Consider the following 19,268-nt stretch of genomic DNA (forward strand, 5'->3'; position numbering starts at 1 on the left):
TTCCGCTCCCACGCACCAGGAGACGCCTCCAATGCCGGCAACCGATCCTCTGGAACCCGACGATCCGTCCAGTGTCGGCCCGTACCGGCTTTCAGGACGGCTCGGCATGGGTGGACAAGGGGTCGTCTACCTCGGGCATGGCGCCGACGGCAAGCCCGTCGCCGTCAAGGTGCTCCGCGCGGAGGTGGCCGCCGACAACCGCGTCCGCGAACGGTTCACCAAGGAGATCGCCGCCGCCCGCCGCGTCGACCCGTTCTGCATCGCCCAGGTCCTCGACGCGTCCCTGGGCGACCGGCGCCCCTACATCGTCACTGAGTACATCGAGGGGCCGTCGCTCCAGCAGGCCGGTCCCCGGGACGGTTCCGCGCTGCAGCGCCTCGCCGTGGCGACCGCGACCGCCCTCGCCGCCATCCACGAGGCCGGCGTCGTCCACCGCGACTTCAAGCCGTCGAACGTCCTGCTCGGCCCGGACGGCCCGCGCGTCATCGACTTCGGCATCGCCCGCGACACCGAGTCGCCGCTCACGCTGACCAGCAGCATCATCGGGACGCCCGCGTACATGGCGCCCGAGCAGTTCGCGGCGGAGGCGGTCGGCCCGCCGGCGGACGTGTTCGCGTGGGGCTCGGTCATCGTCTACGCCGCGACGGGACGGCCCCCGTTCGGCGCGGACACCTTCCCGGCGATCATGCACCGCGTCCTGCAGGGTGAACCGAACCTCGGCGACCTCCCGGACCCGCTGCGCTCCACCGTCGCCGCATGCCTGGTCAAGGACCCGGCTCAGCGTCCCACGATGCAGGCGGTGCTCCTGCGCCTCCTCGGCGCACAGGCCGGTGCGGCCGGCCCGGCCGATTCGCAGACGGTGGTCGACCCGCCCCGTCCCGCGCCGATGCCGAGCCCGCCGCCGCTGCCCGGCGGCCCGCAGACGGCCAAGGACGCCGGCCGGAAGAGGAAGACCCTCGCCCGGCGCCCGGTCGTGCTGCTGGGCGCGGGAGCGGGGGCCGTGGCGGTGGCCCTCCTCACGAGCGTCGCCGTCTGGGTCCTGTGGCCGGAGCCGTCCGGCGCCGCGGGCGGCGGCGAACGGGGCGAGCACATCGGCGCGAACCCTCAGGGGCGGACGGGCTCCGGCACCGTGGACGGCCCCGGCGCGGGGTCGAAGCCGGGCGCGTCGGGCACGCCGTCACCGTCGAACACCGCGTCCAAGCGGCCCGGCGCCGGGCGGACCGGCTCGCCCGGCGCAATTCAGCCCGGCACCGGCACCGACGGGGGGACCGGCGGTACCGGCGGCACGACCGGCGGTGGAGCCGGAGACGGCGGCGGAGACGCCGGCGGCGGTGACGGCGGCGGCTCGGGACCGAGCGGCCCGACCGCCTGGATCGACTACTTCAAGGTCGGCTCCGGTGCCGCATGCGAGGATCCCGAAGGCTACTTCGACCTCAGGTACAAGATCACCGGCAGCGTGAACCCGACGCCGATCACGTTCAGCATCTATTTCAACGGCCGCCTCGGCAGAGGCCACCCGATCAAAACGTACGCGGAGCCCTCCTTCGCCAGCGGGGGCTCCCGCGGGGAGGTCCCCGGCACCTACACCTACCGTCTCGTCCTGCAGAGCCCCAGTCACCAGGAGATCTCCCGCACGGTAAAGGTCTGCTGAGAATTCGGCAGGCGGCGGACGTCGGACGTCACGCGGCGCAGTACTGGCTCTCCTTGCCTATGGCGCGGTAGGGGCAGTCGGCGTAGTCGGTCAGCCGCAGCAGGGCCTCGCGGCTGCGTGCGACCTCGCGGTCGATCGCGGACGGCGGCGGGTAGAAGCTGCCCCCGCCCAGCTCGAACGTGTAAGAGAAGATGCGGTACTCGCCCCACGTCCAGTCGATGGTCGTGCCGTCGGTGATGTACAGGTCGCTGGACTGTTGCGGGACGAAGCCGTTCGTCCCGGCCAGTTCCCGGCCGATCGTGCGGTGGGCGGCCTCCTCGTCCGCGGACATGGACCCGGGGACGGTGTTGTCGTAGGTGTAGCCGAACGGCCACAGCACCAGTTCGGCCTCGGAGTGGATGTCCAGGAACATCCCGATCTGCTGCTTCCCGCCCACGACCCGGCTCCGCACGAAGTCGGCGAGCACTTCGGTCTCGGGGGCGGACTCGGGGCCGGTGCCCCGGTAGGTCTGGCTGGAGCCGTTGCCGGACGAGCCGCCGCAGCAGCCCCACCGGTAGGCGAAGTTGCGGTTCAGGTCCGTCCCCACCGACCGCGAGTTGGGCTGGCGGTTCTTCCGCCACCACCGGCCGGAGGAGGTGTCGCTGGTCATGTCGTAGACCTGGCCGTCCGGGTTGACCATCGGCATGATCCAGATCTCGCGCTCGTTCACCAGGTCCGTGATGCGCCCGTCGGTCCCGTAGTTGTCGGTGAGCTGCCCGATGTAGTCGAGGGCCTGCTCGGCGGTGAGCCGCTCACGCGCGTGGATGTTGGCGATGATGAGTACTTCGGGCTCGTTCTCGTCGGCCGCCACGTTGTCGCTGATCTTCACGCCGACGATGTCGCGGCCCTGGTAGGACGTGCCGGCGACGAACCGGCGGGCGATCTGCGGATGCGCGGCGACGACGGAGTCGACCTCCTGCCGCATCTCGGCGAACGTGTGGTACGACGTCGCCGCCCTGGTCGGGGCCGGGGCGGGGGCCGGGGAAGGCGCCGCCTCAACCGTGAAGCCGAGCCTCTGGATCGCCCGTACCTCCGATGGGATGGCGGTGACCTTGAGCCCGCTCGTCCGGACGTCGTCGATCGCCGCCCCGGTTCGCGCCACCTGGCTGCGCTGCTGGACGGTGGCGGGCCCGGTGACCACGTACTGCCGGGCGGTCTCCGCCGGACCCGGGGCGGAGGCGGCGGAGGGAGCGGCGGGCCCGGCCAGGACCAGGGCCAGGGCCGACGGGACGGTGAGTAGGGAGCACAGTCTGCGGGAGATGTTCATCCAGGGGTACCTGCCGTCCGGCTCTGCGCGCCCGGCGTCACATTGCGGGGTGGCCTCAAGGACGCTCACGGACGCTGGCGGTGCCGTCACGATGAACGGAAACCGCCCGCCTGACAATGCCCGGCCGGCCACCCGCCGGAACGCCCGAAAGGCCCGCCCGGCACACGAAACACCAGGCCAGAGTTCCAAAGGCGGGTCACCGCACATCAATATTCGAAGCAGATCAGGGCCATTGTGAAATTTCAGTCCCGGATCGACCGCCCCTGTGCGGTCGCGCCCGCCGTGTACATGTCCGAAAGGGCGGGATCTGGCTGGCCGAATTCGATTCATTCTCCGGGATACCGGTCGTGCGCCCCGACCGGACTCTGTAACAGGTTCTCATGTTTGCGCTGCACTCTTCGGGCTCACCAAGTGTATCTCTGTCCGGGTATTGACCATCTCGTCGCTTTTGCTATTGTTCTCGATAGAACGCGTTCTACTTGCTGTTCGGAAGCCTCGCGTCGATGCGGACACGACGGTTTCCCAGCTCCCGTTCCTCGGTTCGCGACGCCCGCAGCCCATTGGCCACGGGCGAGGCGGCGCATGGGTCGAGGATCACCCACCCCGTTCCTTCGGGTGCAGGCGCGACGCCCACCGTTCGAAAAGAGGACTCCCTTGTCCCGCACCACGAAGAAGCTGGCCGCGGTCGCATCGACCACAGCCGCGGCCGCCCTCGCCATCGCCGCGACGGCCACCCCCGCCATGGCCTGGACGGCCGGTGACTTCACGGCCACCCTCAACGGAACCATGGTCATCGACGCGGGGATCGCCGCCGAGTGCACCGGCTCCACGCTGAGCGGCACCATCGACAGCGCCGGCAACCTCACCATCACATCGGCCTCGGTCAGCGGCTGCGGTGTCACGGTCACGCCCCAGGGCCTGCCCTGGAGCGGCAGCCTCGACAACGGCGTCGCCAGCATCAACGGCTTCGCGATGAGCGCCATCGGCTGCACCTACGGCGGGAACCTGAGCGGTGGCTTCACCGGCACCGACCTGCCGGTCACGGTCGAGTTCGCCGACCAGACCGTCAACAAGACCAGCGGCTGGCTCTGCCCGGGCTCCGCCACCGTCTCCGCCACGTACGACTTCGCCTGATCCCATCCCGACCCCGAGGACCGGCCGGCCCGACGTCTGCTGAGCCGGACCTCGCACCCGTGACCCCGGTTTCCCACCCCGCCGGGGTCACGGGTGCGTGAACCTGGAGCCCGATCCGGCCAGGCCCGTGCCCGTCCGCGGCGCATGAGGGGCGATGGCAGGTTCGCTCTCGCCGGCATGGCGGCGACCTCTCCGGCAGGTCAACTGTGTGTCACCGCCTGATTGCTCATCGGGATGTATGGGCAGGGACCTTCGCGTTGGTGCTCCGAGGCGCGCGGAGGCGATGCTCCCATGAGCGAGATCTCAACAAATGAATGACTTTCATCCTCGGTGGGATCCGGCCGTACTGGTCTCCGGGAACAGACCGGATGAACATCACTCACTGCCCACGACGGTCGTCCGTCCCGGTGACAAGCGGTATCCGGCGCTCAGCCGGGGGTTCAACCAGCGGTGGATCGCCGAGCCGGAGTACGTGCGGCTCGTGCGGACGCCCGAGGAGGTCCGGGTGGCGCTCGCCGAGGCGGTGAACGAGGTCCCGGCGGACCCGGAACGGACACGGATCACCGTGAAGGCCGGCGGGCACTGCTACGAGGACTTCGTGTGCGGCGGCGACGTGCGGGTGATCCTGGACGTGAGCCCGATGTGCGGAGTGTCGTACGACAGCGGGATGCAGGCGTACTGCGTCGAGGCCGGGGCGACCAACTGGCACGTCTACAGCCACCTGTATCCGGTCAGCGGGAAGGCGCTGCCGGGAGGGTCGTGCTATTCGGTGGGCCTCGGCGGGCACATACCGGCGGGCGGGTTCGGCCTCCTGTCCCGGCAGCACGGGCTGACCGTCGACTACCTCTACGCCGTGGAGGTGGCGGTGGTGAACGCGGACAGGACGGTCAAGCTCGTCGTGGCCGGACGCGACGACGACGACGAACGGCTGCGCGAGCTGCTGTGGGCGCACACCGGCGGCGGCGGTGGGAACTTCGGTGTGGTGACCCGGTTCTGGTTCCGCGGTCTGCCCGAGCCGCCGAAGCAGGTGCTGCTGACCGCTCTCGCCTGGGACTGGAAGGACTTCACCAAGGACGAGTTCACCGCACTCGTGACCGCGTACGGGGAGTACTTCCACGCACATCAGGACGCGTCCGCGGCGGCCGGCAAGCTCTTCGCGCTGCTCAAGCTCAACCACGTCAGCAACGGCCAGATCGGGCTGCTGGCGCAGGTGGACGTGGACGACCCGGACGGGCCGCAGGCGATGACCGACTTCATCAAGGCCGTCGATGGCCGGATCGGGCCGTCGGCGACGAGAATGAGGTCGGTGATGGGCGAGCATTCCGTCCACCTGGACATTCCCCGTGTGATGCCGTGGCTGACGGCCACGCAGGCGCTGAACGCCAGCGGGGAGAACCGCTGCGGAAAATACAAGTCCGCTTATCTGCGGAGACCGTTCACCGAACAGCAGATGAACGCGATGTGGGCCTACCTCGGCAAGGAAAAGTACACCGACTACGTGAACAAGCAGGCGCTCATCCAGGTCGACTCGTACGGCAGCGCCATCAACAGCCCCCTGCACCACACGGCGGTACGGCAACGCGATTCCATCCTGAAACTCCAGTACCAGGTCTACTGGACGAGGCAGGACGCCGGCGAGGACACGCACATCGCATGGATCCGCGACACCTACAAGGCGACGTTCGCCGAAACCGGCGGTGTACCCGTGGCCGGCGGCGACGTCACGGACGGCTGTTACATCGGGTATCCGGACACCGACCTGAACGACGAGCGGTGGAACGAGTCCGGTCAGTCGTGGGAGACGCTCTACTACAAGGACGCCTACGCGAAACTGCAGGAGATCAAGCGATACTGGGACCCGCTGAACGTGTTCCGGCACGCTCAGTCGATCCGTCCCGGCCAGGCGGTGTGACCGGAGCCACGTGACGCAGCGTCACGAACATCTCGCCTTTATTGCATTCATTGACAATACTTGCGGCTGCGACTGCGGGGACAGTAGTTTCGACGTTCGAGTGGAGCGTCGGGCCCAGGGCGGCCTGAGCCGGCTGGGGAGTCCATGAAGAAGCGTACCGACAGGAAGATCGCCATCGCCGGAACGGCGGCGGCGGCCGTGCTGCTGCCCGCCGTCATGGTCGGCCTCGCGCAGGCCGGCGTCGGTGTGCCGAAGAAGCTGTCGGGGGCGAGCGGCAACACCGATCCGGTGCCCTCGTTCGGCCCCGCGACGCAGCCGTCGGCGCCCGGGGCCGCGTCCCCGACGAAGTCGCCGAAGACGTCCGAACTGCCCACCGTGCCGCTGAACACCAACCCGTTCAAGACGGGTGGCGGCTCTCCCGCTCCGGGCAACCCCGACACCAACGCCACCAACCGCGGCAAGAAGCCGAAGCTGCCCGCCGGCGCCGGCGCCGGCGGTTACGCCAAGGCCCCCGACGGCGCCGCCATCACCGGTGTCAAGAAGATCAACTCGCGGATCTTCGACGTGACGATCGCGTCCCCGGCGCTCGGTGCCGAGGTGAAGACGCGCGTGATGGTCCCGGAGAGCTGGAAGTCCAAGACCACCAAGACGTGGCCTGTCGTGTACGCCTACCACGGCGGCAACAACAAGTACACGTCCTGGACGAAGGACTCCAACATCGAGCAGGTCATCGGCCCGTACAACGCGATGGTCGTCATGCCCGAAGGCGGCTGGAACGGCTCGTACACCAACTGGTACAACGGCGGCAAGGGCGGCATCCCCGAGTGGGAGACCTTCCACATCCGCGAAGTCATCCCGCTGATGGAGCGCAACTTCCACGCCGGATCGGTGCGCGCCGCGATCGGCCTGTCGTCGGGTGGGCAGGGCGCCATCACCTACGCCGAGCGCCACGCCGGGATGTTCAAGTACGCCGCGTCCTACAGCGGTGCCCTCAACATCACCGCCCCGGGCATGCCGATCATCCTGACGTCCATGAACAGGGAAGCGGGCACCGCGATCTGGGGTGACCCGATCACCGCGCGGGCGAACTGGCGCGCCCACGACGCGACCGTCATGGTGTCCAAGCTCAAGGGCACCGGCGTCTACGTCTCGTCCGGCAACGGGAAGCCCGGCCCCTTCGACCCGCCGGACGCGCCCCCGCACGACGCGGGCCGGATCGGCGAGCAACTCTCGGGCACGATGGCCGAGAACTTCGTCGCGGCCGCCAAGAAGGCGGGTGTCCCGGTGACCTCCAACCTGTACGGGCCGGGCATGCATAACTGGAAGTACTGGAGGCGTGAGCTGGTCCGCAGCTGGCCCGCCATCGCCGCCTCCATCGGCGCCCGCAAGTCCTGACGCCGCCGGAGCCGGCACACCCCGACCCCGCATGTCCGGCCCCGGGGCCGCGATCGCGGTACCGCAGGCGGCGGCCCGGCGATAATGACCGGTGATGAAGGGTTTCGCGCGGCGGGAGTTCCAGCTCGTGCTGCTCCGCCGGATGGCCGACTACCAGCCGGGCCTCGTCGAGGACGCGATGCGCGAACTGGGCGCCTCCCGCACCGAGATGCGGGAGGTCAACGCCCGCTGGCAGCGCATCCTGAGGTCGCGGGCGTTCCCGCGGGGGCGGCGCCGCTACGAGGTCGTCCTCGGCCCGCCCGCCGCGGTCGCGGAGCGGCGGCTCGGCGATGTCGCCTGCGATGTCGCCCGGTGGCCGCCGCTGCCCCTGTGGCCCGGCCTGTGCTTCGAGATCATGATGGCGCCGGACGGGTCGGTCACGCACGAATGGCTCGTCCGCGACGACGGCGTTCCCGTACCGCGCCTGGAGACCGTCGACGACCTCGTCCCGTGGTCGTGCGTGGTCGGCGACGTCGACGCGTGCTTCGGGACGGCGGCCCACCAGGACGGCGACGTGCCGAGCCGGTGGCACGCGACCGTCACCACACCGGGCGGCACCTTCGTCGCCCGCTTCGTCTGGGGCCTGCTCCAGACCGTGGTCAGCATCTGAAACATTGAGATGGGCTTGGCGGTTTTCGACAACGGAGATTGCGCCCGCGTTCCTAGCGTGAAGGGCATGCGAGCTTCGAGGGGATTGCGATGTCCGAGATGACCGAATTTCCCCCCGGTTTTGCGTCGTGGGTCGAGCTGGCCAGCCGGAACCTGGAGGCGTCCAGGGACTTCTACTGCGAGCTGTTCGGCTGGTACACCTACACGCTGACCGGCCACATGGGGGAGTACGAGATCTTCACCCTCGGAGACATCCAGGGCCCGGAGATCGGCGGCATGTACGAACTCGCCGACGACTCGCAGCGCTCGTCCTGGACGATCTACTTCCGCACCGACGACCTCACGGCCACGCTCGACGCCGTCAGCGCCGCCGGCGGCCAGGTCCTCGTCGAGCCCATGGACATCGCCGACCTCGGCCGGATGGCCCAGTGCTCCGACTCCCAGGGTGCCTACTTCGCCCTCTGGCAGGCCTACAACCTCAAAGGCGCAGGCGCCCTCAACGAACCGTCCGCGATGTGCTGGGTCGAGCTGGCCTGCCCCGACGTCGAAGAGGCCCGCCGTTTCTACGGCGAGGTCTTCGGCTGGACGGCCGTCGAACGCGACTACTACGTGACGCACTACACCAACTGGAAGATCGGTGACTGGTCGGTGGGGGGCATGCACGTCATGGACGAACGGTGGCCGCCCGGTTTCCCGTCCCACTGGACCCCGTACTTCTGGGTCTCCGACTGCGACGCCGCCACCGAGCGTGCGGCCGAACTGGGGGCGCGGATCCACCTCCCGCCGACCGACGTCCGCCCCGGCCGCTTCGCCGTCATGACCGACCCCGGCGGCGCCCGCCTGGCCGTCATCACCCCGGCCGCCTCCGGCCTGTACGAGGTCGGCCGACGCCTCTGACCCCCCTCAGCCACCACCGCGCGCCGTCCCGGTGCGCCGAGCGCCCGCGGGCCAGATGACGTGCACGACCACACCCGCCCTGCGGGCGTACTCGACGACCTCCGCAGTCCCACCGGTCCCCCGCGCCGGGTCCCCGTCCCAGACGGCGATGAGGTGGTCGGCTCGGTCGAGCATCTTCAGCCCGGCGTCACGGTAGGGGCCGGGGCCGGGCACGTGATGCCTCAGAGCACGGACCCGGGAGGCACGCGCTTTCAGTTCCTCGAAGCCGCGCCGCGCCGGGACGCCGAGCGCCGCGGCGTAGCCGGTTGCGGGGACGATGACCTCCAGCCGGCCGCCCAGGTCGAGGACGGCGCGGGCGAAGATCTGGTCGGCGCCGGCGGCCAGGCACGACACGCCAACGATGTCGCGCGTGCGCTGCCTGCGCAGCCGCGCGCGGATCGCGGCGTCCACCATGGCGGTGGTCGGGCCGTCGAGATCCCGGTGCCCGGTGACGGCGATTCGCATGTGCCTCCGATGGTTCATACGTGGGACGCCCACCAGAGGGTGTGTTCCCGCGAGATCGCCTCCTCGACCTCGTCGACGAAGTGCGCCCATTCGGTTTCCGAATCCGGCCACTCGACGCGTGAGGCGATCTCGGCGAGTTCCTGCGCCGCGATGCCGTACGCGGTTGCGAGCTGCTGATGCTGCCGGGTCTGCACCCAGGCGAGGCCGCCCGCCGCGACGGCCGCCACGATTCCCGGCAGGTCGAGGCCGAGCATGCCCACCGCGTTGAGCACGGCCGCGACCAGACCGAACGCCTCCAGGGAGGCCAGGAACACCGACCAGCGCGCGACACTGTGCCCGTGCTCGGCCGAGCGCCGGCTGCTGCGTTCGCAGGGCCACTACGACGAGGCGTACGAACTGGACGGCGACGTGCTGCAGCGGCAGCAGAGCTCGCCGACGCTCGGCCCGACTCATCCGCACACGCTCATCACGGCTGGCAACCTGGCGGCCGACCTGCGGGCGAAGGGCCGGTTCCGGGAGGCGCTCGCGCTGGACCGGCGGACGTACGAACAGGCCGCGACGCCGTGGGGGGAGGACCATCCGCGCACGTTGATGGTCGCGCACAACCTGGCGCTCGACTACCGGCTGACCGGCGACTGGGGCAGCGCCTACCGCTACGACGAGCAGACCCTGGAGCGGCGCCGCGCCTCCCCCGAGCTCGGCGAGAACCACCCCTACACGCTGTTCTCCGAGGCGAACGTGGCGCGGGATCTGCGGGAGGCCGGCCGTTTCGACGAGTCCGTCGCCATCCTGCGGGACGTCTACCGGCGGTACCTGGAGGTGCTCGGCGACCAGATCCTCGACACGCTGCGGACGGCCAAGAGCCTCGCGAGGTCGCTGCGCAGGGCCGGTCTCCGCGAGGAGGCGCTGGCGCTGGCGGAGGAGACCTACGCCCGCTACCAGCGGTACTTCCCGACGTCGCCGGACGCGTTGCCCGCCGACCTGGAGGTGGCGGCCTGCATGGCGGAGATGGGCGACCTGGTCGGGGGCCGGGACCGCACCCGCGCCGCGCTCGCCACGCACCGGGCCCAGATGGGCGACGACCACCCGTACACCGTGATGATCGAGAGCAACCTCGGGTACCACCTGCGCCGCACCGGAGACCTGGACGAGGCCTGCGACCTGACCGCCGGGGCCGTCGCGGCGCTCGGCCGGCTGCTCGGCCACGAGCACCCGTTCGTCCCGCTCGCCGCGGGGAACCACGCGAACTGCCTGGGCGACGCGCGGCGCTACGAGGAGGCCGAGGCGACGGAACGCGACGCGCTGGCCAGGCTGTCCCAGGTGCTGGGGGACGAGCATCCCGACACCCATACCTGCCGGTCCAACCTGTCGATCACGCTGGAGGGGATGGGCCGCGTGTCGGAAGCGGGGGAGTTGCGCGAACGGGCGGTGACCGGACTGCTGGTCCTCGCCGAGCGGCATCCGCATCCGCTCATCGCGGAGGCGCGCGATGGTGTCCGCGTCGACCGCGACCTCGAACTACAGCCGCTCTGAGCGGTGGCCTTCGGGCCGGGTGAGCCACGTCAGCACGTCCGGAAGGACGTTGAACGCCCCGAAGTGCGCCGAACCGGACTGGACGACGACGGTCGAGCCCGGAATCCGGTCGGCCAGCCACCGGGAGTGCCCGGCGGGCGAGAAGGTGTCGTTCGCGCCGTGCCACAGCATCGTCGGGACGACGATGTCGCCGAGTTCGAAGCCCCACGGCGCGCAGAACGCGAGCAGATCGTCGATCCAGCCGTCGGCGGACGTGCGGAACGCCTCGGTGAAGGTCTCCAGCAGCATCCTGCGCATACCGGCTTCGAGGATGACCCGGCGGTCCGACTGGGTCAGCCCGGCGAAGAGGTTCGCGACGTGCTGGGCGGGGTCGGCCCGGATCCGGTCGGCGATCGAACGCAGCCTGGCCGAGACGAGCGGTCCCTGCCCCCGGACGGCCATGTACTCCCTGGTGTTGGCCGGTGCCATTCCCTCGAACCAGTCCAGGCCTTCCGCCTGCGGGGGAGCGAGCCCGACCAGCGCCGCGGCGCGGGTGGTGCGGCCGCGGAGCAGTGCCGCGCATGCGAGGGCGTGCGGGCCGCCGCCGGACCGTCCGAGGACGGCGAACTCCTCCAGGTGCAGGGCGTCGGCGAGCAGCCGCACGTCGGCGGCGATGTCGGCGACGACACGTCCGGCCATCCGGTCCGAGCGGCCGTAACCGGGGCGGTCGAAGCTGATGAGCCGGATACCGAGTTGGTACAGGACCATGGGCCGGGGGATGGGGCCGAGCCTGCTGCCGGGTGTGCCGTGCAGGAGAAAGACCGGGAAACCGGTCGGGACCCCCCATTCCTCCACGGCGAGTTCTCGCCCGTCCGCCGCGGAAACGACCCTCGTCAAGATCGTCCTCCGTCCCCGGAACCACCGGTGTGAAACTGTAAGGCCCCCGTTGCGCTTGTAGCCGAAGCGCTCCTTATGCGTCAACCCTGATAAGGGCGTGCTGACGAGCGCTCTATCGATCCCTTACGGGGACGGGTGAGACGCGGTCGTCGATTCCGGGTCAGGCGTCGGCGGCGTGGAGGCGGCCGAGGAGTAGGAGGACGAGTTCTTCGATGAGTTCGTCGAGGGAGGCTTCGACCCAGCCGGCGTCCCAGTCGTGCAGGAGACCGGTGATGCTGCCGGTGAAGGCGGCGGCGGCGATCCGGTAGTCGCGGTCGGCGATCTCGCCGCGTTCGGCGGCGGCGGCCGCTTCGGCGCAGATGAACTCGATCCAGCGGGCGCGGCGGGCGAGGCGCTGGCGGTCCATCCGGGGGCTGACGCCGATGATCTCGACGAAGGCGATCCGGATGCGGGCGCGGTCGGCGGTGATGCTGGCGGCGTAGGCGCGGAAGAGGCGGGCCGTGCGTTCGGCCAGGGGGAGGCCCTCGACGCCGGGGAGGGCGGTGAGGACGGCCTGCTCCGCCGTGTCGTTGACCTCCAGGTGGAGTTCGGCCAGCAGGTCCTCCAGGGTGCTGAACTCCTCGTAGAACTGCCGGGTGGACAGGCCGGCCGCCTCGCTGAGGGCCGCGACGGTGGTGGCCCGGTAGCCGGGGCCGCGGCCGAACAGTTCCAGGCCGGCGTCCAGGAATCTGCGGCGCCGCTCTGCGCGCCGCTCGGCGGCCGAGCGGCCGCCGTACCTGCCGGTCGGCGTCGTGCGCCTGCCTGCCACGTCGCTCCCTCCACACCCGAGACGGCATTTTCCCGCATATGGGCCTTGTGTCGAGCGCCCCCTTGTCCTACCGTCCAGTAACCAAGTCAGAATACGGCCGTTTTCAGACTGGAGACCAACCCCCGACAGGAGGTAGTCATGCCCTCCCTCAGTCTCCGAAGACCTGCCGCGATACTCGTCTGCGCCCTCCTGGCGGCGGTGACGGCGCTGGCCGGCGGCCTCGCCCCCAGGGCGGAGGCCGTCCAGTTGCGCGACGTGATGGCCGTCGGCAACGGCCAGGGCGGCACCGTCAGCTTCATCGACACCGCCACCTACGAGAACCTCGGCTCGATCAACGTCGTCCCGGACCTGCAGGAGCGCCTGGACGCGATGAACGTGGTCGAGCGCATCGGCTACGAGGTCGTCAACAACATCCAGGGCTACCGCAAGCTCGTCGACGACATGGCCGTGTCCCCGGACGGCACGACCCTCTACGTCTCGCGGGGCGTGCTCTCGGACGCCGTCGCGTTCGACATCGCGAGCAAGCGGATGCTGTGGCGGCGCAAGACGGAGGGCTTCAAAGCCGACCACGCCGCGCTGTCGCCGGACGGGACGAAGTTCGTCGTCAGCGCCACCACGGCCGGCAAGGCCGAGGTCATCGACACCGCGACGGGTGAGCTGGTGACGGTCTTCGCCACCGGCAGCTACCCGCACGCCAACGACTACTCGCCCGACGGGTCGATCCTCTACAACTCCAGCATCGGCATCACCTCGCTGCCCAAGATCCTCAACGGGCTCAAGGGGGCGAGGTCGGTCACCGCGGTGGACGCGAACACGTTCGAGCATCTGCGGACCTACGAGTTCGAGTACGGGATCCGCCCGGCGGTCTTCACGCGCGACAACAAGACCATGTACGCGCAGCTGTCCTACCTGAACGGGTTCGTCGAGTACGACCTGACGGCCGGCGCGATCACGCGGACGGTGGAGATGCCGTTCAGTGACAAGGGCGCCGCGCTGAGCCCCGACGACTACCCGCAGAACTCCGCCCACCACGGCATGGCCATGAACGCCGGCGAGACCAAGCTGTGCGTCGCCGGGACGATCGACGACTACGTCTCCGTCGTGTCCCGTCCCGGCCTGACCACGGACGGGACCGTCCACTACGACACCGACGCCCTGCCGTACTGGACGCAGACCGGCCCGAACGGCCACGACTGCTACGTGTCGCTCGCCGAGAAGAACCAGATCTCGGTGATCGACTACCGGACGGCCGAGGAGGTCGCGCGCATCGACGTCGGCGAGTTCCCGCAGCGAGAGCGCGCCGCCAAGCTCACCCCCGAGGCCGTCGGCTCGCTGGACCCGGGCAACGGCTGACCCGCCACCCGAACCGGCCATCGCGCGGCCCGCCGGACACCCACACCCCCGGCGGGCCACGTGGTGGCCCTCGTGGTCAGATACATGGTGGGTCACACGCTCGGGATCGCGGGCCGTCCTCATCGTCGCGATGATGGTCGCGGCCTCTGGGACCCGTACAAGGAACTGCTGCGGCTCAGTCGCCTCCTGCCCGACCAGGTCCGCAGCCGCCGCCGCTAATGTTCTCAGGATTGTTGACAATTTGGGCGACACGTCGCAGAGTGGTTTGCCATGAGCAGCGACGCCCCGTCCAGTCCCCTTCTGGTGATCAGTGCGCATGCCGGTGACTTCGTCTGGCGCGCGGCGGGCGCGATCGCCCTGGCCGCCGAGCGCGGCGACCGTGCGAAGGTGGTGTGCCTGAGCTTCGGCGAGCGCGGCGAGTCGGCGAAGGCGTGGCGTGCGGGCAAGGGCCTGGCGGAGATCAAGGGAATCCGGCGGGCCGAGGCGGAGGCCGCGGCGGCCGAACTCGGCGCGGAGATCGAGTTCCTGGACGCCGGGGACTACCCGCTCGTCGAGACGCCGGAGCTGGTGGACCGGCTCGTCCGCGTGTACCGGGAGTTCGAGCCGGCGGTGGTGCTCACCCACACCCTCGCCGACCCTTACAACGGCGACCACCCGGCGGCGGCGCGGATGGCGCTCCAGGCGCGGGTGCTGGCGCAGGCCATCGGATACGACGCGCCCGGCGAGCCGCTCGGTGCGCCGCCGGTCTTCTTCTTCGAGCCGCACCAGCCGGAGCAGTGCGAGTTCAAGCCGGACGTGCTGCTCGACATCACGGCGGTGTTCGACCGCAAGCGCAAGGCCATGGAGTGCCTGCCCGCGCAGCAGCACATGTGGGACTACTACACCGACCTCGCCAAGCGGCGGGGCGTGCAGCTGAAGCGCAACGCCGGCCCGAACCTCGGCCTGCCGCACAGCACGATGGCCGAGGCGTACGTCCGGCTTTACCCGCAGACCACGGGGGTCCTGGTGTGAGGACGGTCGTCGTCACGAACCCGCCGCGCGCCGACGCCGCCTCGGTCGACGCGCTCGCCGGGTACGGGGTCGCGACCGTCCACGAGGCCATGGGGCGGACGGGGTGCCTCGGGCCGTCCATCCGCCCCGTGCACCTGGGCTCTCGCATCGGCGGGACGGCGGTGACCGTCCTGTCGTGGCCCGGCGACAACCTGATGATCCATGTCGCGGTCGAGCAGTGCCGGCCCGGTGACGTGCTGGTGGTGACGACCACGTCGCCGTCCACCGACGGGATGTTCGGCGAGCTGTTCGCGACCGCGCTCCAGCACAGGGGCGTGCGCGGTCTGGTCATCGACGCCGGGGTCAGGGACGTCGCGGAACTGCACGCGATGGGCTTCCCGGTGTGGTCGGCCGCCGTCAGCGCCCAGGGCACCGTGAAGGCGACGCCGGGGTCGGTGAACGTCCCGGTGACGATCGGCGGGCAGGCCGTCCGGCCGGGCGATGTGATCCTCGCCGACGACGACGGCGTGCTCTGCGTCCCGCGCGGCGGCGTCCCGGACGCGATCGCCGCATCCAAGGCCCGGGAGGAGAGGGAGGCCGCGACCCGGGAGGCGTTCCGGCGCGGCGAACTCGGCCTCGACCGCTACGGGTTGCGCGCCCGGCTGCCCGAGATGGGCATCGAGTACGTCGAGTACGTCGAGTACGTCGAGTACACCGAGTGAACGCCGGCGTTCGCTGCATGCTGATGCGCGGCGGGACGTCCAAGGGCGCCTACTTCCTGGCCGGCGACCTCCCCTCCGACCCGGCCGGACGCGACGACCTGCTGCTGCGCGTCATGGGAACCCCCGATCCCCGGCAGATCGACGGGATCGGAGGCGCCCACCCGCTCACCAGCAAGGTCGCTGTCGTCTCCCGCTCCGCCGACGCGGCCGCCGACGTCGACTACCTGTTCCTCCAGCTCGGCGTCGAGGAACCGGTCGTCTCCGCCCGGCAGAACTGCGGCAACCTGCTCGCCGGCGTCGGGCCGTTCGCCGTCGAGCGCGGGCTGGTCGCGGCGGGGGACGAGCGCACGAGCGTCCGCATCAGGATGCTCAACTCGGGCGGGATCGCTACCGCGACGTTCCCCACGCCCGGCGGCGCCGCCGACTACGACGGCGACACCGCCGTCTCCGGTGTGCCCGGCACCGCCGCACCGGTCGTCCTGGACTTCGCGGAGACGGAGGGGTCGGCCTGCGGGGCGCTGCTTCCCACCGGCCGTCTCCGCGATGTGATCGACGGCGTCGAGGTCACCTGCGTCGACAACGGGATGCCGGTGGTGGTGGCCGCCGCGTCCGACCTCGGCGTCACCGGGTACGAGACCCCGGACGACCTGGGCGCGCTGCGCGACCGCGTCCAGTCGCTGCGGCTCCAGGCCGGTGAGCTGATGGGCCTCGGCGACGTCGGCGCCGCCCCGGTGCCCAAGACCACCCTCGTCGCGCCGCCGCGCGCCGGTGGAATGATCTGCACCCGCACGTTCATCCCGCTGCGCGTGCACACCTCGATCGGCGTGCTCGGCGCGGTCAGCGTCGCCACCGCGGTCCTGATCGACGGCGCGGCCGGCCATGACCTCGCCGAGTTCCCGCCGCCGGGCGTCCCGATGAGCATCGAGCACCCCACCGGCCGTCTGGACGTGCGGGTCGAGCTGGACGGCACGGCCGTCCGGCGGGCCGGCGTCGTCCGGACGGCCCGCAAGCTTTTCGACGGAACAGTCTTCCCCCGGAGCAGACCATGACCATCAAGCACGAGATCGCCCACGTCGGCCACGTCGAGCTGCTGACACCCGAACCCGAGAAGAGCCTGTGGTTCTTCACCCGCGTCATGGGCCTCACCGAGAACGGCACCGAAGGCGACTCGGTGTACCTGCGGACGTGGGACGACTATGAGCACCACACCCTCAAGCTCACCGCGCACAGCACGTCGGGCATCCGGCGGACCGGCCTGCGCGCGTCCGGCCAGGAGGCGCTCGACCGGCGCGTCAGGGCGATCGAGGACGCGGGGCTCGGCATCGGCTGGCGCGACGGCGACCCCGGCATCGGCCCGACGTACGTGTTCCGCGACCCCGACGGCCACGAGCTGGAGATCTACTGGGAGTCGGAGTGGTACCAGGCGCCTCCGGAGCTGGCGCCGTCGCTGAAGAACCAGGCGCAGGCGTACCCGGCGATGGGCGTGTGCGTCCGCCGCCTCGACCACGTCAACTTCCTGGCCGCCGAGGTCGAGCCGAGCACCGACTTCCTGCGGGACGTGCTCGGCGGGCACCCGACCGAGCAGATCCGCCTCGACGACGGCACCATCGCCGGACGCTGGGTCACCTTCACCAACAAGTCCTACGACCTCGTCTACACGCGGGACCGGACGGGCGGCAACGGCCGCCTGCACCACATCGCGTTCGCGACCGACACCCGCGAGGACATCCTCCGCGCCGCCGACATCTTCCTCGACCACGGCGTCTTCATCGAGACGGGACCGCACAAGCACGCCATCCAGCAGACGTTCTTCCTCTACGTCTACGAGCCGGGCGGCAACCGCGTCGAGCTGTGCAACCCGTGCGCCCGCCTGGTCCTGGCACCGGACTGGAAGACGATCACCTGGACGGAGGCGGAGCGCGCGAAGGGCCAGGCATGGGGCCTGAAGACGATCGAGTCGTTCCACACCCACGGCACCCCTCCCGTCGGCTAACGGGAGAGGCGGGTCAGGAGGTCGCGGCTGGCGGCGGACATGGTCGGCTCGACGTCCAGCTCGTCCAGCATCGCCGAGGCCGCCTCCATCTCGGCGGCGCGGCGGGCGGCGTGCTTGTACGTCCCGGTGACGAGCCGTTCCACGGTGCCCGCGCCCGCCGCCGTCAGCTCGTCGACGATGTTCTGCCGGAGCCAGTCCTCGCAGCCCGCGGCCCGCGCCGCCTCCAGCGCCTCGACGACCGACCCGGCCAGGCCCTTGAAGAAGACGCTGCGCAGCAGCTTGCGTCCCGCCGCCGCCCCTGCCCCGGCGTCCATCACCTCGACGGACGCGCCGAGCGGCGCGAGGACCCGGCGGACGTCCCGGGCCCCGTCGCCGCAGGCCAGCATCGGGGTGCGCAGCCCGCGTCCCGGTACCGGCGCCATGATCGCCACATCGGCGAGGCGGGCCCCGGAGGCCTTGGCGACGGCGTCCAGTTCCCGCTTCAGCCCGGGGGACGCGGTGTTCAGGTCGGCCCAGACGGCACCGCCGCCGACCGCGCCGAGGCCCGCCCTGAGCGCCGCGACGGCGTCGTGCGCGCTGTTGACGCTCAGCACGAGGTCGGCCCCGGCGACGGCCTCGGCCTCGCTGCCGGTCGCGACCATCCCGTCCGGGGCGGGGACGGCCGGGTCGTATCCGCGGACCACGGCCCCGGCCGCGACGAGATCGTTCCCGATCGCGCCGCCCGCCTCGCCGAGCCCCAGCACCGCGATGGTCGGCATACCGTTCTCCTCTTCACGACGGATCCCCTGCCTGAGCTACCTTAGATGAGCGACAAAATTGGCGACAATCTCGGAGCGGCCGTGAGCGACGTGGTGGCGGGGATCCGCGAGGCGATCCTCAGCGGCGAGTTCGTCCCGAACCAGCGGCTGATCGAGGCCGATCTGTCCGAGCAGTTCGCCGCCAGCCGCGCCAGCGTCCGCGCGGCCCTCCTCGAACTGGCCAACGAGGGGCTGATCGAGCGCATGCAGAACCGCGGCGCCCGCGTCCGCGCGGTGTCCCTCGCCGAGGCCGTCGAGATCTCCGAGGTCCGCATGGTCGTCGAGGGCCTGTGCGCCGCCAAGGCCGCCGAGCGCGCCACCGCCCAGGACATCGCGGATCTCCAGGCGGTCGGTGCGGAGATGCGCGCCGCGGTCGCGTCCGGCGACGTCCTCGGCTACTCGCGGCTGAACGAGCGGCTCCACCGCCGCGTCCGCGAGATCAGCGGTCAGCGGACGGCCGCCGGCGTCCTGGAACGGCTGCGCGCCCAGAGCGTCCGCCACCAGTTCAGGCTCGCCATGCACCCGGGCCGCCCGCAGGTCTCCCTTCCGCAGCACCTGGAGATCATCGAGACGATCTGCGCCCGCGACCCGGAGGCCGCCGAACGCGCCGCCCGCGCCCACCTGCGCAGCGTCATCGAGACCCTCGCCCGGATCGACCGGGACCGTACCCCCTAGGCCCGAAAACCCTTCGCCTTCGTGTGGCTCGCACCGCTACGGTCGCGCTTGCCGTAAACGGACGATCTTGTCCG

General features: G+C 70.7%; 19 protein-coding genes. 13 read left to right on the top strand and 6 right to left on the bottom strand.

All coding sequences use genetic code 11. The features are described 5' to 3' along the window. Positions 1-31 precede the first annotated feature (31 nt). Positions 32-1,651 carry a serine/threonine-protein kinase gene (locus ACGFK0_RS06450; protein ID WP_392901061.1) on the top strand — a complete coding sequence of 540 codons (1,620 nt, stop codon included), beginning with the start codon at positions 32-34 and terminating at the stop codon, positions 1,649-1,651. 28 nt (positions 1,652-1,679) lie between these two features. Here ACGFK0_RS06450 and ACGFK0_RS06455 read toward each other — a convergent pair whose 3' ends face one another. Then, positions 1,680-3,026: a M14 family metallopeptidase gene (locus ACGFK0_RS06455; protein WP_392901063.1), complete on the bottom strand. Its 1,347-nt coding sequence runs from the start codon at positions 3,024-3,026 to the stop codon at positions 1,680-1,682. Between the two features lie 585 nt (positions 3,027-3,611). On the opposite strand from ACGFK0_RS06455, the gene ACGFK0_RS06460 reads away from it, so the two are divergent. The 5 genes from ACGFK0_RS06460 to ACGFK0_RS06480 all read left to right on the top strand — a co-directional run bounded on the left by ACGFK0_RS06460 (position 3,612) and on the right by ACGFK0_RS06480 (position 8,943). Continuing rightward, positions 3,612-4,091, top strand: a complete 480-nt coding sequence (locus ACGFK0_RS06460) for a hypothetical protein (RefSeq protein ID WP_392901065.1) — start codon at positions 3,612-3,614, stop codon at positions 4,089-4,091. 310 nt (positions 4,092-4,401) lie between these two features. Next, positions 4,402-6,003 (top strand): FAD-dependent oxidoreductase, encoded by a 1,602-nt coding sequence (locus tag ACGFK0_RS06465; protein ID WP_392901067.1) that lies wholly within the window; start codon positions 4,402-4,404, stop codon positions 6,001-6,003. A gap of 144 nt (positions 6,004-6,147) precedes the next feature. Further along, positions 6,148-7,398: an alpha/beta hydrolase-fold protein gene (locus tag ACGFK0_RS06470; protein ID WP_392901069.1), complete on the top strand. Its 1,251-nt coding sequence runs from the start codon at positions 6,148-6,150 to the stop codon at positions 7,396-7,398. A 94-nt stretch (positions 7,399-7,492) separates the two neighbouring features. Next, a complete protein-coding gene (locus ACGFK0_RS06475) occupies positions 7,493-8,047 on the top strand; it encodes a hypothetical protein (protein WP_392901071.1) in 555 nt (184 codons plus the stop codon). A gap of 98 nt (positions 8,048-8,145) precedes the next feature. Beyond that, entirely contained in the window at positions 8,146-8,943 is a 798-nt protein-coding gene (locus tag ACGFK0_RS06480; protein ID WP_392901073.1) for a VOC family protein, read from the top strand. Between the two features lie 6 nt (positions 8,944-8,949). On the opposite strand, the gene ACGFK0_RS06485 is transcribed toward ACGFK0_RS06480, so the two are convergent. Continuing rightward, entirely contained in the window at positions 8,950-9,447 is a 498-nt protein-coding gene (locus ACGFK0_RS06485) for a hypothetical protein (protein WP_392901075.1), read from the bottom strand. A gap of 14 nt (positions 9,448-9,461) precedes the next feature. Then, a complete protein-coding gene (locus ACGFK0_RS06490) occupies positions 9,462-9,761 on the bottom strand; it encodes an SLATT domain-containing protein (protein ID WP_392901077.1) in 300 nt (99 codons plus the stop codon). Here ACGFK0_RS06490 and fxsT point away from each other — a divergent pair. Continuing rightward, positions 9,700-10,980 carry an FxSxx-COOH system tetratricopeptide repeat protein gene (gene fxsT, locus ACGFK0_RS06495; protein WP_392901079.1) on the top strand — a complete coding sequence of 427 codons (1,281 nt, stop codon included), beginning with the start codon at positions 9,700-9,702 and terminating at the stop codon, positions 10,978-10,980. The two genes, ACGFK0_RS06490 and fxsT, sit on opposite strands and share 62 nt — an antisense overlap. Here the strand turns inward: fxsT and ACGFK0_RS06500 are convergent. Next, on the bottom strand, positions 10,966-11,856 hold the full coding sequence (locus tag ACGFK0_RS06500; RefSeq protein WP_392901081.1) for an alpha/beta fold hydrolase: 891 nt from the start codon (positions 11,854-11,856) through the stop codon (positions 10,966-10,968). The two genes, fxsT and ACGFK0_RS06500, sit on opposite strands and share 15 nt — an antisense overlap. 160 nt (positions 11,857-12,016) lie before the next feature. Continuing rightward, positions 12,017-12,664 carry a TetR/AcrR family transcriptional regulator gene (locus ACGFK0_RS06505; RefSeq protein WP_392901083.1) on the bottom strand — a complete coding sequence of 216 codons (648 nt, stop codon included), beginning with the start codon at positions 12,662-12,664 and terminating at the stop codon, positions 12,017-12,019. Positions 12,665-12,802: 138 nt separating this feature from the next. Between ACGFK0_RS06505 and ACGFK0_RS06510 the strand changes: the two genes are divergently transcribed. From ACGFK0_RS06510 to ACGFK0_RS06530, 5 genes are all read left to right on the top strand, one after another. Next, a complete protein-coding gene (locus ACGFK0_RS06510) occupies positions 12,803-14,017 on the top strand; it encodes a YncE family protein (protein ID WP_392901085.1) in 1,215 nt (404 codons plus the stop codon). Between the two features lie 270 nt (positions 14,018-14,287). Then, entirely contained in the window at positions 14,288-15,028 is a 741-nt protein-coding gene (locus tag ACGFK0_RS06515) for a PIG-L deacetylase family protein (protein ID WP_392901087.1), read from the top strand. Beyond that, positions 15,025-15,729, top strand: coding sequence for a 4-carboxy-4-hydroxy-2-oxoadipate aldolase/oxaloacetate decarboxylase (locus ACGFK0_RS06520; protein ID WP_392901089.1), 705 nt, complete (start codon positions 15,025-15,027; stop codon positions 15,727-15,729). The genes ACGFK0_RS06515 and ACGFK0_RS06520 overlap by 4 nt, the downstream gene beginning before the upstream one ends. After that, the gene (locus ACGFK0_RS06525; RefSeq protein WP_392901091.1) at positions 15,726-16,778 is read left to right on the top strand and encodes a 4-oxalomesaconate tautomerase; all 1,053 of its coding nucleotides are present in this window, start codon (positions 15,726-15,728) and stop codon (positions 16,776-16,778) included. Before ACGFK0_RS06520 ends, ACGFK0_RS06525 begins: the two co-directional genes overlap by 4 nt. Continuing rightward, positions 16,775-17,722, top strand: coding sequence for a catechol 2,3-dioxygenase (locus ACGFK0_RS06530; protein WP_392901094.1), 948 nt, complete (start codon positions 16,775-16,777; stop codon positions 17,720-17,722). The genes ACGFK0_RS06525 and ACGFK0_RS06530 overlap by 4 nt, the downstream gene beginning before the upstream one ends. On the opposite strand, the gene ACGFK0_RS06535 is transcribed toward ACGFK0_RS06530, so the two are convergent. Next, positions 17,719-18,480, bottom strand: coding sequence for a DUF1932 domain-containing protein (locus ACGFK0_RS06535; protein WP_392901096.1), 762 nt, complete (start codon positions 18,478-18,480; stop codon positions 17,719-17,721). The two genes, ACGFK0_RS06530 and ACGFK0_RS06535, sit on opposite strands and share 4 nt — an antisense overlap. 45 nt (positions 18,481-18,525) lie before the next feature. Between ACGFK0_RS06535 and ACGFK0_RS06540 the strand changes: the two genes are divergently transcribed. Beyond that, on the top strand, positions 18,526-19,194 hold the full coding sequence (locus ACGFK0_RS06540; protein WP_392901098.1) for a GntR family transcriptional regulator: 669 nt from the start codon (positions 18,526-18,528) through the stop codon (positions 19,192-19,194). Positions 19,195-19,268 lie beyond the last annotated feature (74 nt).

It is taken from the genome of Spirillospora sp. NPDC048823 (genome assembly GCF_043198445.1).
Taxonomy (GTDB): Bacteria; Actinomycetota; Actinomycetes; order Streptosporangiales; family Streptosporangiaceae; genus Spirillospora.

Coding starts and splice junctions, on each gene's coding strand:
- ACGFK0_RS06510 (WP_392901085.1), top strand. CDS start 12,803: ATGCCCTCCCTCAGTCTCCGAAGACCTGCCGCGATACTCGTCTGCGCC.
- ACGFK0_RS06475 (WP_392901071.1), top strand. CDS start 7,493: ATGAAGGGTTTCGCGCGGCGGGAGTTCCAGCTCGTGCTGCTCCGCCGG.
- ACGFK0_RS06485 (WP_392901075.1), bottom strand. CDS start 9,447: ATGCGAATCGCCGTCACCGGGCACCGGGATCTCGACGGCCCGACCACC.
- ACGFK0_RS06480 (WP_392901073.1), top strand. CDS start 8,146: ATGACCGAATTTCCCCCCGGTTTTGCGTCGTGGGTCGAGCTGGCCAGC.
- ACGFK0_RS06530 (WP_392901094.1), top strand. CDS start 16,775: ATGACCATCAAGCACGAGATCGCCCACGTCGGCCACGTCGAGCTGCTG.
- ACGFK0_RS06465 (WP_392901067.1), top strand. CDS start 4,402: ATGAATGACTTTCATCCTCGGTGGGATCCGGCCGTACTGGTCTCCGGG.
- ACGFK0_RS06540 (WP_392901098.1), top strand. CDS start 18,526: ATGAGCGACAAAATTGGCGACAATCTCGGAGCGGCCGTGAGCGACGTG.
- ACGFK0_RS06470 (WP_392901069.1), top strand. CDS start 6,148: ATGAAGAAGCGTACCGACAGGAAGATCGCCATCGCCGGAACGGCGGCG.
- ACGFK0_RS06515 (WP_392901087.1), top strand. CDS start 14,288: ATGAGCAGCGACGCCCCGTCCAGTCCCCTTCTGGTGATCAGTGCGCAT.
- ACGFK0_RS06535 (WP_392901096.1), bottom strand. CDS start 18,480: ATGCCGACCATCGCGGTGCTGGGGCTCGGCGAGGCGGGCGGCGCGATC.
- fxsT (WP_392901079.1), top strand. CDS start 9,700: ATGCCCACCGCGTTGAGCACGGCCGCGACCAGACCGAACGCCTCCAGG.
- ACGFK0_RS06450 (WP_392901061.1), top strand. CDS start 32: ATGCCGGCAACCGATCCTCTGGAACCCGACGATCCGTCCAGTGTCGGC.